Here is a 13,525-nt window from a genome sequence, read left to right as displayed (position 1 = left end):
AAAAGCCATTGACCTTAAAGTTGACTTCAATCTTATGGTGGCCTCATCTCCACTTGAGGACTGCCCCGTGAATGTGTTCGACGCCCTGATGCTACCCAATGGTTCGACCATTAAGAACCGAATCGCCAAAGCTGCCATGGAAGAAAATATGGCGGACGCCGACCAGGCACCCTCCGCAGAACTGATGCGTCTGTATCAGGCGTGGGCCGATGGGGGAGCCGGACTGATCATCACTGGCAACGTGATGGTCGACGGTCGCGCCATGACCGGGCCGGGCGGCGTGGTGTTGCAGGATGATCGGCAGCTGGACAAGTTCAAGCGCTGGGCGCGGATTGGTCGATCCGGCGGTGCCCAGTTCTGGTTGCAGATCAATCACCCGGGGCGTCAGATGCAGGCCAACCTCGGGCAAAAGACCTGGGCGCCGTCAGCCGTGCCGCTGGAGCTGGGCAAAATGTCCAAGCGTTTCGCTATGCCTCATGCGATGACTCAAAACGTGATCGAGGATGTCATTCAGCGCTTCGCGCACACCGCGCGTCTCGGCGAACAAGCCGGATTCACCGGCGTGGAAATCCATGCCGCCCACGGCTATCTGTTGAGCCAGTTTCTTTCTCCGCTGACCAACCAAAGGATGGACGAGTGGGGCGGTTCCCTGGAAAACCGCGCGCGGTTGCTGCTCGAAATCGTCAAGGCAGTCAGGGCTGTGGTTTCTGCGGAGTTTGCCGTAGCGGTGAAACTCAACTCCGCCGATTTCCAGCGCGGAGGATTCACGGCCGACGACGCGAAAAAGGTCGTTGAACTGCTCAACGATCTGGGCGTGGATCTGGTGGAATTGTCCGGAGGCAGTTACGAAGTCCCGGCCATGCAGGGGGAGGCGCGCGATGGTCGCACGCTGGCTCGCGAGGCTTATTTTGTCGAGTTTGCCCGGGACATCCAGACCGTCGCCAATATGCCGGTGATGGTCACTGGCGGAATACGTCGCCTTCCGATTGCCGAAAGCGTCGTGCAGAGTGGTGTGGATATGGTGGGCATCGGAACGGCGTTGGCCATCGATCCGCATCTGCCGCGTGACTGGCTGCTGGGCAAGGACAATTCCCCGCAATTGCCGCCTATCAAATGGAAAAACAAGGCCATCGCAGCCTTGGCCAACATGGCAGTGGTGAAGTTTCAACTGCGCAAACTGAGTCGGGTGAAAAAGCCTGATCCGAACGTGTCACCGTTGCGCGCGCTGATTTTGCAGCAGATCGCCGTGGCATTTCGCACTCGGCAATACCGGCGTTGGATAGAGAAGCGTTCGATGTGAGTCAATAATGACGAGGCATAGACCATTAAGGGCGAGCCCTCGGTGAAAGATGTCAGCCTAGCGGTACGGGTTCGGATTGAACGGATGGTCACTATTGAGTCCTGACTGACCAAGTGATTTTTTGTTTGAGTACAAAAGGGCTCTTCGAGGGCCGCTTTGTGATAAGCCGTTGATGCATAGGGATACCGGTGAACGCCGAAATTCAATCCGGTGAATGGTGGAATTGGCTTGCGATTCCCTAATAGTGCAACCAAGTAATTTTGAAACTTCTTGAAAAGCTACACTTAAGGAGAATTTTATAGGTTTTATAATTCTTTTCATCGTCGAAAGCGATAAAAAACTATTTTAGTTATTTCTAAGCAGTCTAGCATCATTGGCTAGGGCAGCCATAATTCCTAAGAATTTGAAACTTTAGCGATCATGCTGCAATTTTGACACTTTGTAACTGTTTGATATTTCTTGGCATTTCTTGCATTTCAAAGGCGAGGCTAGGGAGATGACGGCTTTCATTACTGAAGAGTCGAAAGGCAGACCTGGGGGAGCCCCCGAATTTTTGGTTTACAGCCCAAAAAATGCCAGTCAAATACGTTTGTACTGCCGCCCGAGTTTCTGGCGCTGGGCTGTAATTGAGTTTAATCCCTTCGCTACCGATGTGTTTGCAAATCAGATCGTGCTAAATCTGACCGCCAGAAAAATTTCAGTGGCGCTCAAATACGAAGTCGCTAGTTCTACACAATTCGTGTTTTCCAAGCGAGAACTGAGTGGGAACGCCGAAAATGAAATTTTAGAGTACGCTGAAAAAAATGATATTCAGTGTGATTTCCTGACTGCACAATGCCGTCTGGAAGATCAGACGCATGCCGAAAACCTACTGTGCATGTTGTCCTATATTAATAAGTTTAAAGAGTCTTTGAGTGAGAGGAATCTGGATTCTGCGCTACGCTTTGTTGAAAGAGGCCAGGACACAATACAAGGCGCAGTTTTGAGCTTGCAAGAGCGATTTCCAGAGAATGCGGGAGGCCTACTATTTGAGCTTGTGAGACGTGGAAGAATAGCGATAACTGACGTGCAGAGTAAAAGGATTCGCGGATTAACCCAGATAAAAGTGGTTCGGGTGGGGCATGAGTGATTCAAGTCGCTTTTGTCGTAAAGAATACCTGGCTAGCGGAAATGACTGCGACGCCTGGAAAAGCATTGACGTTGACCTTCTTTCTGAAGATATTCGAGAAAGGACGGAGAAACGAATCAAGGCAATCCGTGCATTTCTAAAAGAAGGCGCAACGCTTGGCGAAATTGAGGAAAAATATGGACTCAATCGTAGTGGCTTGTACCGGACTATCAATAGATGCCTTGAGCTAGATCGCGATGGAGTACCCGTGGGCTTTAGAGGTGCCATTCCCTACCGGCGTACCTCACTGCAAAAGTATAGCCGAGAAAAGACTCTGGAAAGTACGAGTTGCTCAGGAGGTCTAGGCGATGCAGGGGCATTCAGTAAACTCATAAATGATTACCCTGAGTTAGCGCCTTGGCTGGAAAAAACCGCTCGCTCATACAAGCCTCGAAAAGAAGGGGGCGATTACTTTGATATTATACATAACAGTTTCCTTGAGCAGTGCGCATCAGTGGGAGTAAGTAGTGAACAGTATCCCTATAATCGCAAAACGTATGCGCGTTCTGGCTTGAGGGCATATTTGAAAAAAAAGAACAAAGAACTGATGGCGCTACTGGAGAAAGAGAGACATGATTCGGATACAAGAGATATTGTGCCACCAACTGACATTCTGCAGCAGGTAGAAGCGGATGGACACATGATTGATATCCGGCTAGCTATCGAGGAAATTGACAGCTATGGACAACCAATCAGATATGAAATTTTACGGGTCTGGCTTGTCCTATTAATTGATGTGTATTCGCGTTGCGTATTGGGTTATTCGATTGCGCTTGGCCAAACGTATGATCAGATCGATGTCCTCAAAGCAATATTCTACAGCTTAGCACCACACCAGAGACCGCCCCACGCATTAGAAAAAATCAAATACGCGAGTTCCGGCGGATTTCCAAGTGAGCATGGTAGTGCCTGGGAAACCTGGGCAACCTTAAAGCTTGACAACGCTTGGGCCCACAAAGCCAAACATGTGGTTCGAGTTCTTCATGATCGTGTTGGCTGTGCTGCCGAATTTGGTCGAACTTATACACCGAACGATAGACCAATCATTGAGCGTTTTTTCTTGTTCATTGTGCAGCATTACTCCCATCGCATAATCGGGACCACTGGCAGCGACAGCCGCGATAAAATTATATCGCGATTATCTCCGAAATCGAAAAACCCACTGCAAATGCTGCTCACTCTGGAGGAACTGAAAAGCTCTATCGATATCGTCATCTCTGACTACAATGGGCGATCTCACTCTTCTTTGCAGGCGCATTCGCCACTCGAGGTATTCTGTCTGCGGCGAGATGAATCGATGCTCCCGTCGAACAAACTACCAGAAAGTTATAGAGACGCCTTGTTGTTTACAATGGTCAGAGAGTCAGTGGTGGTGAAAACCTCTTCAAAATACGGAGGGGCTTATATCAATTTCGCGTATTTGAAGTACAAAAACCTTGATATTTTAAGAAGCGATTCTGTGGGCAGGAAAATGTTCATTGAATACTCTCGAGAAGATGTTTCATTCATCAGGCTTTTGGATGAGGATGGCGTTTTCGTGGGAGTTCTAAGTGCGCCGCATCCTTGGTGTCTTCAACCGCATAGCCTGAAAGTACGTTCTGAGTTATGGAAGGCGACCAGGGAACGTCAATTTCATTTCGCGCGCGGCGAGATGCCATGCGATGCACTTCGGCGTCATAAATCACCGACTGGGAATGCATCAAGAAGCGTTGCGACCACTTTATATAAGCAGACTGGTCGTGTCATGGATGAAGCGCCTCCCGTCCAGGCGGCGGAGATGGATTCAATCACAAACACTCCAGAGCGCGTCAAATTAACGAAAGTTTTCACCTTCTGAACCAAGAGGTATTATGGACATCCAGAATATGCGGCCAATTGCGCTGGACCAGCATCCTGTATGCAATAGGACCTATTTGATTCCCACGCACTCTATTGGTGAAACCTATGCCATGGTGCTAAAGGTCATCAAGCGGAAAGATTCAGGCCTGGTTATTTGGGGGAGAATTCGCTACGGAAAAACCAGCGCGATGATGTACTGTCGGCAATGTTTAGATATTGATTTTCCGCACGTGCCTGTGGCGATATACAATGCAAAGCGCGATATATCACCACGCAAAGGGAATTTTTATACTGATTTGCTGGCACTGGTAGGGCATAAACGCTGGGAGGACGTATGCAGTATAAGCGTCAAACATACCCGCCTCATACACTTCATGGTTGATGCGGCATCCAATGATCCTCGGCGACTTTTCATATTATTCCTGGATGAGGCTTCGCGACTGCTGCCATCGCATTATGACTGGATCAAGGACATATATAACGATTTGATGCTGCACGGTGTCACGTTGATACCTATATTGGTGGGGCAACGACTGGTGCTTGACCAAAAAATTTCCCTACTGAAAACAGGAGAAGAAGGCGAAGCTATTGTGAATCGCTTTATGCTCTACGAACACCCCTTTCGGGGCATTAAGGAGAAAGAAGATTTTGTACAGTGCCTTAGTTACTACGATAGTGCAATTTATCCGGAGGGAACTAATTGGACTTATACCCGGTTTTTCCTGCCTGAGGCATTCGCTGCAGGTTTTCGGTTGGAGAGTTTTGGGGATTTACTCTGGCAATCGTTCAACGACTCCTATCGTGAACTTAATATTAAAGTCGCCATGGAAGTACCAATGAAATATTTCACGAAAACGATAGAAATGTTGCTCACTGAAAATACCGACAACGACAGCGCCGATTTCAACTTGACCAGGGAAACGTGTATGAAATTGATTCAGGAGTCCTGGTTTCAAGCCGCCACGGCCAACTCAGTAGTCGCCCATGGGCTGCCTTAACTATGATCATTACCCTGAGGGAGGAGCTATTCAAACCTCGGTTGAAGTACTGCGGCCTTAGGCCTAGGCACATTCCTTATGAATCTGTTTATTCGATTATTTGTCGTTTCTCACACGTCAATGTCATCACAGGCGGGGCACTGATTAAGATCATCCAGCCATACAGCGGTACTGCTCCCGCATGGCGGCATCATTCCAAAAATCTTGCCCATATCGGAGCAGTGCGGAACGACGCATTACAAGAATTGCTCGGCCTGAGCGCCTGGGAAGTCGAATCTTTATTCCTGACGCCAACTTTTATTAAATCTGACAGGCATGCGGCTTTGGTATTGCGGTTTTGCCCGGCTTGCCTCGCGCAGGGCCGACACTACACGCTGTTCCAATACCAATTGGTGGATACCTGTCCGGTTCATGGGATTGGTTTACTCGGCCAATGCCCTCAATGCGGGGCATCAACAAGTTACGAGATGCACGCAAACTTGTTCAAATATCCTTATGGCTGTTGGCGTTGCGGTCAGCATCTGGCCCCCCCCCGAGATCGGCAGTCGCAACATTTTATCAGTCCATTGGGAGCAGAGCGCTTGCGCCGGGCTCACGAGTTGCTCAGTCTTGGAAGGAATGGAAACGTCGATTTTGATATCGCAGGTGCCGCAGATTTTCAATGCGATAACGTATTGCAGTTGTCGGAGTCCATTCGGCAATTTGCGCACGTGGAAGCGGATTTATTTCGGGATCTGCAGACGCTGATCGGTGACGCTTCGTCAGCTTCCGTTCTTGCTCGATACCCAACTTTTCGCCCAGCCATTCTATCGGAGAGCGTAGCGCCAGTGGTAACCGATGAGGCACTGGCGCAAGAGTTGGCCAGTATCGCGAAGTCCATTTTCAGGAATTTCAAGAAGCGGCATTTTCCTGGCTTACGTCTGACGCGCGGCCTGATATCGATGCTGTGGCGCGGTATGGAAGGAGTTTCGCTGCCCACGCAGTCCTATAGCATTGTTGCCTATCTGGACTGGTTGAGTTTTTGGCGCAATGCCAAGGCACCATCTCAGCTAAGCTATTCTGCAGCGGGTTGTGAGAAGAAAATGTTCGCGTGGATAGCGGAGAAGAAAATGCACAGCGTGTTCCAGAGGGCTAGTACTCCCTCAGTTGAACGCTGGTTACTTCGCCAGATATTGGCGTGCGACATTACCACGCTTTTGCAACGCCAGTTGCAGCATGGGTTGCTAGCGGGACAGATGGAGGCGTGCTATCGCCGCCTGATTCATCCTGTGTGTTGGGCCGTATACTTTTCCGAAGGCCGTAGCGGCAAGTCGAACTTAACGTTTATTTCGGCGTTATCTTGGCAAAAAAGCTGCGGAGGTGAAGTGGGTGAGTCAACGTCAGGCCAGTACAAATCCTCCCGCAACCGGGATTGGGCAGCGACGCTCCGATCGTTGAGTATTTGAGCCTCGAAGGCTATTGAGTTTTCATGGAGGCGGCACTCTTACCTACCTGCTCGTGCACGTCGGCGTCCACTCGTGTTCAGTTGCTCCGTGAAATCACGCGTTAGATCGCCTGTTAAAAACGACCGCACGTCACTGCATATGGGTAGAGCGTAACGTGGCAGAGAAAAAGCCCGTGCAAATATAGGCAGGGAAGCGGATATGGTATTTCAGTTGTCATCACAAAGGCTTCTCGAAACCCAACGTCTAACTTTTCGAAGTCGCTCGCTGGATTAGCTTTGGCAACGGACTGCTGGTGCGCATTCCGGAGGGGCTGACGGAATTAATCCTCGTTTCGCATGCATAACGCGCCCGACGTTTCTAGCTGAATTAGCTCATGAATTGGTTCTTCGCTTGCGGCGTGTGTATGCAGTAGTTCCATCAACTGGTGGAAGTGAGCCAGGTGTCGAGGAAATATAACTAATGCGGGAATAATCGTTTAGCTCGGAAAGTTTCACCTGCGTTTTGAGAGGCGAAGTTTATGGGTTGTCTTTGTTACTGTGTTTTGAGTTTTTCCTGCTTCCTCCATGGCTTCATCGATTGCTGTTTTGAGAGGAGTCTGTTTTAGCGCGTGTTGCGCGGAGAATCAATTAATCTTGTCGGAAGCGACTACTTTGACGTGATTCAGGAGTCTTTTCTTTTGATGACAGCGCTGTCCCAATCGGCCTGATCGTCGCTGTCATCTCTCGGCGTATCTCCAGCATCCGGTTGACTTTTTTCCCGCTGCCCCTTCCGCGTGCGTTGTACGGCCACATCCCAGTCAATATCGTCATCTACATCGAGTGAAAGTGAGTGCGGCTGTCCGGGATTTTTTATCATGGCATCGTAGAATAACGTCAGCATGTCGGACATCATGTCCTCTTCAGATGGCGAATAGTCAAGCTCCAGGTCATCGGCGTCGATGCTGATATAGGGGTCAAAACCGTAAAGGGCTTCGGCGAAGCGGTAGTGTCGCTCGAGGATTATCTCGATTTCATTTTCGCTAAATGGCCTGGCACTATCGTCGTCGAAACAGTAGAGGAGTTTTTCACCAGAAGGGATACCAGGCTGTGTACCTACAAGTTCAAGAATAGCAATCACCGTATAAGGGTCTAACTTCACTGGTTCAATCCCTTGCTTATCTGGGCGGTGGTATGCCCAATCAAGTGCGCCCCGCAGTTCAAGATTTTGAAATGAAAAATTGACTATCTCGGTTGGTGTGCAGCCTGCGTTCCAAGTCAGCATGAGAATTACAAGGTCTCGAATAGAATGAGGTCCTGGCACTTCGCGGCGTTTGAAAACCTTGAATACTGTCTCGGGCTGAGTCGCTTTTTTATAGGTAAGCTCCCCGTTTTTGACAAGCTCTCTGAGCTTGCGATAAAAGGGTATCAGCTCGTTCATAAGAGAGTATGTGTCGATTTTTGGTCGGTAATACTGCAGTTCGTAGTTCTGCAAGTGATATTGCTGCCAGCGAATGGCTGTCATGATCCGAGAAGCTGCTTGGCTGCAACTGAGTGAGCCAGAATCAGTTAGACCTTGTTGCTGAAGTTCAAGGCTAAATTCGGGGGGTATGAAATTTTCCTGTACCTTGGAGGTCGGATAAAGAGCAACATTGTAGAGGAAGAATATTTTGTATAATGATGCATGGAATACTGCGTCATCGAACGACGTTTCTATATTTGCAACGGCTTTCAACCATTCTTCGAAATGCTTAAGATCGCGACGTATTCTGACTGATTTTTGCTTGGGAAATTTTAATGAGTATAACTCTGCAGAATCCGGGTTCAGAAAGGATTTTGAGGTGCTCATGGCTAGCTACCAGTCGCCAGAAGGGGATCCACGTCGTCTACCTGTTGCGAGTTGACGTTGTTCTTGTAAGGCGCCTAAGTTTAGCTGTCATTCTCCGTTGTCGCTGGCATTAGCGTGCTGACGCGGCTACCCAACAAGGATCCGGCCTGGAAGTAACCCATCACCGTGCTGATGCTGCGGTGCTCGGTCATGGCCATCACTTCGCCAAGCGGCACCGCCTGACGCCCGGCCTCGGTGACAAACCCCGATCGCAAACTGTGCGCCGCCCAGTCGCCCTCCAACCCCGCGAGCTTGGCGCGCCGTTGGACAATGCGCGCAACCTGATCGGCGGACAAGCTTGCTGTCCCGACCTTACCACCTTTGTATAGTCGGCGAAACAGCGGGCCAGTTTCCGCAGGGGCGGCGGCCAACCAAGCGGCCAGCGCCTGTGCAGCCGGCCCGCGCAGCGGCTTCTCGCGACGCACGCCACCAGTGTCGGTCTTGGTCGCGCCTAGGGCGTACAGCCAGGTGTCGGCATCCAGTTGGCGCACATCGCCCACTTGCAGGCCCACCACTTCCGAGCGGCGCCGCCCGCCACCGCTCCAGGCCAACAGGAGCAGGGCGTGGTCGCGAATACCGCGCACGCCATCGGTGCAGGTGGCGAGCAGGGCCTGCAACGGTTCCAGCACGATCGCGCTTTTCTTGCGCACCGACACGCCCTGGCGTGACTGGGCCTTGCGCGCTTCGCGCAACAGGGTCTTCAACGCCGATGCTTCGGTGGGGCTGTCCCAGCCCTTGATCCGGTGCCATTTGCCCAGCACGGCCAGGCGGTGAATGACCGTGTTGTACGCCAGGGCGCCGGGTTTGCTTTTGACGCGCGCCTTGACCAGCGCTTCGTCGATGCCGGGCGGTAGCAGGTGCGTCCAGCCGCCATCGGCCAGGGGGCGGGCCAGATGGTCAACGACAAACTGAATCGCCACCGCGGTCGGTAGCGGCGCGTCACCCAATGCCTGGCCGTAACGCAACTGCAGCCAGGCCGACCAGTAGGTCAGGGCGCTGCGATAGCTGCGTACGGTGTTGGCCGCGGTGCCGGCAGCGAGAAAGGCCGCCGCCGCTTCCTGGGCGTTGATCGCCAGGGAATGCGGGTTTAGCGGGGTATCGTCCACCAGCGATAATTGATCTGTAATAAATAATACGTTCAACGTATGATAAATCCATTATTTAAAAAATAAGGTCGGATAACATTCTATTATCAGATCTAATATAGCGGAGGGTAGGGCATGGCGGTAGGGGTGCCGGAAAACGACGTGTTTGCCGCAGCGGACGCAGTACTGGCGCGCGGCGAACGGCCAACGGTGGAACGCGTCCGCTTGGAGTTGGGGCGCGGCAGCCCGGCGCGGGTGGGTGGGTTACTCGATCAATGGTGGACGCGCCTGTCCGAGCGGCTGAGCGGCGAGACGCGCCTGCCGACACTGCCGGGCGAGGTGTCGCAGGCTTTTGTTGCGGTGTGGCAGCAGGCGATTCACTTGGCACAGGGCGTGGCCGAACAAGCGCTGAACGAACAACGGCAGGTGATAGCTGCCGAACGCGAACGTGTCGCCTCCGTAGAGGAGCAGGCGCGGCAGGATGCGGCGCGGTTTCGTCAGCAGACGTCGGAGGCCTTGGCGGGACGCCAGGCCGTCGAGACACGACTGACGGACCTCGAGATGCTGCTGGCGCAGCGTCAGACGCAGATCGAGGACTTGCAACAACAGCGCGAAGTGCTGCTGCGTGAGCGCGGTGATGCTCAGCAACACAACCAGGCATTGCAGCAGGATCTGCAGGTGTTGCGGCTCAAGGCCGAGCAGGAGCGGATTGCGCAGGAGAGCTACGTACGCAATGTGGAGGATCGTGCGCACCGCGAGGTTGACCGCGCCCGGGAGGAGGGCAAAACGCTGACGGCCAACTTCAAGGAGGCCGGGCGACAGGTCGAGCAGTTGCAACGGCGACTGGAGTCGATCCAGATCGAGCTAAGTCAAACCCAACAACGGGCCGCGGCGCAGCAGGCCCGTGCTGAAACGCTCGAGCAACAAATGACGCAATCGCGTCAGGTTCCCGCCGTGAAGCGTAAGCCGCGGAGTCGAAAACCCACAGCATCAAAAAGCGAACCCTTAAAATGATGTCGGGGTTCGCAGTTCATGTGACGCGAAGTGCTTTTCACCAAGGAACTCGCCGGCATGTGCTCCGCTAGCGAGTCCCAGCCTGCTGTCCCGATCCGGGAGTGAGGAGGGCGCTCGGATTATCCATCACTGACTTTTCAATGTTTGACATCGTCTAGAAGTATCATTTGTTTCATCTCATACGCGATTCCGCTTTCCTTTTTAGAAAGGCTCCTGGTAAGCCCGGGCCAATCAATAAACATGCATATCCAGTTAGCACTTTTTAGCTCTGTGCTGCCATCCGTTCCGCTTGTTGGATATCTGGTCTAGACAATGCCATGCGCAGGCTTCCGCAGTACTGTTCCGCCGCAGCTTCGTGGGTAACTTCGACGAAAGCATCGTAATTTTCTCGAATGACCGCTTCGATCTCAGAACTCTTTACGGCTGTTGACCTTCTTGAGGCGACCTACGGCAAAATGCTCGTGCAGTTTTGCTTCCAATGCAGGAGTGTTATTCGAGAAGACCATCGCATGCATGTCAAACCAAAACGGCACTGACGCGTCACCTAACTCATCCAACCGATCTATAGACTCCAAGCAGCCGGTCATACCGATTATATAAAATCCTTCTGCCCATATCGTTTTCCAGATAAATCATGCCGCCTACTTCCACGTCCTGAACAGGGCATCGGCGCACATAGGCTGTGCGACCAGCATCATTGGCCATTTCAATCAGCACGGGTTCGCCGCCTGCGCTTTCCGCCTCTGCCACTAAAACCACGTCACCCTTGTCATCGAGGAGATAGCGATTCCACTAATCAAATGCTGCTCCGAGAGCAATGACGAATATGGACATTAAGGTAAAGGCCAGACTGGCGACTTAACACGGAAGCCGCCTGAGCGGCATGGGAAGAACGAAGAACGGATATTCAGAGGGAATAAACTTTCCGAAGAATTTCGTGTAGGGATTTTGGCTTACGCCCCAAAAGCCTTTCAAGCGCGTGACTGCTCTGGTCGAAAGCGCCTTTATCGATAGCATTACCCCAACCGCTAAGGAATTTCGCGACGGCGGTTGGCCAGCCTTCAGCTTCGCGAGCGGCGACAAATGCTTCAACGGAAATCGGTTGGTAACTAATCGGCTTGCCCGTCAGTAAGGCCAAGCCGTCAGCGATCTCCTGGAATGACCAGGTCTGTCCCGCATTCAGCAGGCAAGTGCGATTTTCATAACCTGTTTGGGTTAACAGTGCAGCACCGGCCTCTGCCAGTTCGGCATAAGTGGCGAAGCTGGCTCGACCTTGACCTACTGGGGCGCTGAAGCCTTCTTTTGCCGCATTGTCACCGATGAGGAAGGGCAAATCATCGGCGTACAGCGGATGTTGAATTATTGTGTACGTGAGGCCCGACTTCACCAGCAATCGCTCGGTAGCGATATCGCTCTCTGTCACACCCTCAATAGGTGCCAGCTCATCGTTGATCCGTTGAATGCTCATGTAAACCACATGACGAACACCTGCCCGGCTGGCGGCAATGATCGCGTTTTTATGCTGGCCAATACGATCACTGAACGCTACGGCGGACACCAGGTAGATTTTTTCTACTCCCTTGAAAGCGGCCACCAGCGAATCGTAGTCGGTGTAATCCCCGTAGCGTACCTCAATCCCTAATTCGGTCAGAGGCTTGGTCTTTTCAGTATCACGCGCCATTGCTACGACATCTGATGCTGGGATTTTTTGTACCAGTGAACGCAGGACGGCATTGCCCAATCTGCCTGTCGCGCCAGTAACGAGAATTTTTGCCATGGTGCTTTGCTTTCCAATCTTGATAACCAGGTGGGAAGCCATCATGACCAAAGCATCAAGGATAAATTAGTCTTCAAAAGGTAGAATTAGCTTTAACCAAAAGTTGGAGATGATTATGGAAACCCTAGGTAATCTCGAATCCTTCGTCCGTGCCGCGGAAGCCAGCAGCTTTTCCGAAGCCGCACGGCGGATGGGGGTCTCCTCTGCTGCCGTGAGTAAAAACGTGGCGCGGCTTGAAGCCAACCTGGGGACTCGCTTGTTCCAACGCAGCACCCGAAGCCTCACCCTTACCGAGGCGGGAGAGTTGTTCTATCAACAGGTCTCCGAAGGCCTTGAGACTATCCAAGATGCCATCGCTCAAATAGGTGATGCCCGAGAAGTCCCCGCAGGGCGATTGCGGGTCAATTTGGCCCCATCACTCGCTTACGATTATGTATTGCCATTGCTCAAGACCTTCAAGCAGCGTTACCCCGCTGTGATACCGGATTGGCACTTGGAAATCCGACGCGTAGATTTGATCGGCGAAGGTTTTGACGTCGCTATCGGTGGTGGAATGGAACTGTCACCTGGCGTCATCGCGCGCGAGTTGTCCAAACTTCATCTCGTGGCTGTCGCTGCGCCCTCTTGGCTGGAGGGTAAAGCGCTACCCTCTACGCCCAGCGATTTGCAGGGGGTAGATGGCATCGTGATGCGTTCGACAAACTCAGGGCGTTTGCTGAGCTGGACGCTTCGTGATTCTGGGGAAGGGCGGTTCGACGTTAATCTGAAGCCAGCGGCGATCATGAACGACCCAGAAGCGATGTGTAGCTGTGCTGTGATGGGGCTAGGTGTCGCGTTGCTCCCTTTGGATTGCGCATGGCCTAGGTTGCAACGCGGTGAGCTGATTCGATTATTGCCAGATTGGTATGTAGATCTAGGCGTGGTCTCGGTTTACTACTCGTCGAAAAAATCTTTGCCGGCCAAAACACGGGTGTTCGTCGATTTTCTGTTGGAGCATTTTCAGCAATCACTCTACCAACACTTCCGTGCCGATTGA

11 protein-coding genes are annotated in these 13,525 nt (G+C 52.1%); 7 read left to right on the top strand and 4 right to left on the bottom strand.

The annotated features are described in order from the left end of the window. Positions 1–67 precede the first annotated feature (67 nt). The 5 genes from ACGJAX_RS21750 to ACGJAX_RS21730 all read left to right on the top strand — a co-directional run bounded on the left by ACGJAX_RS21750 (position 68) and on the right by ACGJAX_RS21730 (position 6,750). The gene (locus ACGJAX_RS21750; RefSeq protein ID WP_390956115.1) at positions 68–1,300 is read left to right on the top strand and encodes an NADH:flavin oxidoreductase/NADH oxidase family protein; all 1,233 of its coding nucleotides are present in this window, start codon (positions 68–70) and stop codon (positions 1,298–1,300) included. A gap of 496 nt (positions 1,301–1,796) precedes the next feature. Beyond that, complete coding sequence (locus tag ACGJAX_RS21745) at positions 1,797–2,429, top strand: hypothetical protein (RefSeq protein WP_390956113.1); 633 nt, start codon at positions 1,797–1,799, stop codon at positions 2,427–2,429. Continuing rightward, positions 2,422–4,305, top strand: a complete 1,884-nt coding sequence (locus ACGJAX_RS21740) for an integrase (RefSeq protein WP_390956112.1) — start codon at positions 2,422–2,424, stop codon at positions 4,303–4,305. The genes ACGJAX_RS21745 and ACGJAX_RS21740 overlap by 8 nt, the downstream gene beginning before the upstream one ends. A 13-nt stretch (positions 4,306–4,318) precedes the next feature. After that, the gene (locus tag ACGJAX_RS21735; protein ID WP_390956111.1) at positions 4,319–5,305 is read left to right on the top strand and encodes an ATP-binding protein; all 987 of its coding nucleotides are present in this window, start codon (positions 4,319–4,321) and stop codon (positions 5,303–5,305) included. 2 nt (positions 5,306–5,307) lie between these two features. Continuing rightward, positions 5,308–6,750, top strand: a complete 1,443-nt coding sequence (locus ACGJAX_RS21730; protein ID WP_390956110.1) for a TniQ family protein — start codon at positions 5,308–5,310, stop codon at positions 6,748–6,750. A gap of 660 nt (positions 6,751–7,410) precedes the next feature. On the opposite strand, the gene ACGJAX_RS21725 is transcribed toward ACGJAX_RS21730, so the two are convergent. Both ACGJAX_RS21725 and ACGJAX_RS21720 read right to left on the bottom strand, forming a co-directional pair. Continuing rightward, positions 7,411–8,574 carry a hypothetical protein gene (locus tag ACGJAX_RS21725; RefSeq protein ID WP_390956109.1) on the bottom strand — a complete coding sequence of 388 codons (1,164 nt, stop codon included), beginning with the start codon at positions 8,572–8,574 and terminating at the stop codon, positions 7,411–7,413. 80 nt (positions 8,575–8,654) lie between these two features. Continuing rightward, positions 8,655–9,755 (bottom strand): tyrosine-type recombinase/integrase, encoded by a 1,101-nt coding sequence (locus ACGJAX_RS21720; protein ID WP_390956108.1) that lies wholly within the window; start codon positions 9,753–9,755, stop codon positions 8,655–8,657. 78 nt (positions 9,756–9,833) lie between these two features. On the opposite strand from ACGJAX_RS21720, the gene ACGJAX_RS21715 reads away from it, so the two are divergent. Beyond that, positions 9,834–10,712 (top strand): DNA-binding protein, encoded by an 879-nt coding sequence (locus tag ACGJAX_RS21715; protein ID WP_390956107.1) that lies wholly within the window; start codon positions 9,834–9,836, stop codon positions 10,710–10,712. A gap of 407 nt (positions 10,713–11,119) precedes the next feature. Here the strand turns inward: ACGJAX_RS21715 and ACGJAX_RS21710 are convergent, their stop codons facing one another. Together ACGJAX_RS21710 and ACGJAX_RS21705 are read right to left on the bottom strand one after the other, a co-directional pair. Next, positions 11,120–11,299 (bottom strand): GIY-YIG nuclease family protein, encoded by a 180-nt coding sequence (locus tag ACGJAX_RS21710; RefSeq protein ID WP_390956106.1) that lies wholly within the window; start codon positions 11,297–11,299, stop codon positions 11,120–11,122. Between the two features lie 320 nt (positions 11,300–11,619). After that, entirely contained in the window at positions 11,620–12,534 is a 915-nt protein-coding gene (locus ACGJAX_RS21705; RefSeq protein ID WP_390956105.1) for an NmrA family NAD(P)-binding protein, read from the bottom strand. A gap of 70 nt (positions 12,535–12,604) precedes the next feature. On the opposite strand from ACGJAX_RS21705, the gene ACGJAX_RS21700 reads away from it, so the two are divergent. After that, positions 12,605–13,525, top strand: coding sequence for a LysR substrate-binding domain-containing protein (locus tag ACGJAX_RS21700; RefSeq protein ID WP_390956104.1), 921 nt, complete (start codon positions 12,605–12,607; stop codon positions 13,523–13,525).

Source organism: Pseudomonas moorei (assembly GCF_042846945.1).
Lineage (GTDB): Bacteria > Pseudomonadota > Gammaproteobacteria > Pseudomonadales > Pseudomonadaceae > Aquipseudomonas > Aquipseudomonas moorei.
The sequence above is the reverse complement of the archived record's forward strand: the minus strand, read 5'-3'. Positions and strand labels throughout refer to the sequence as shown.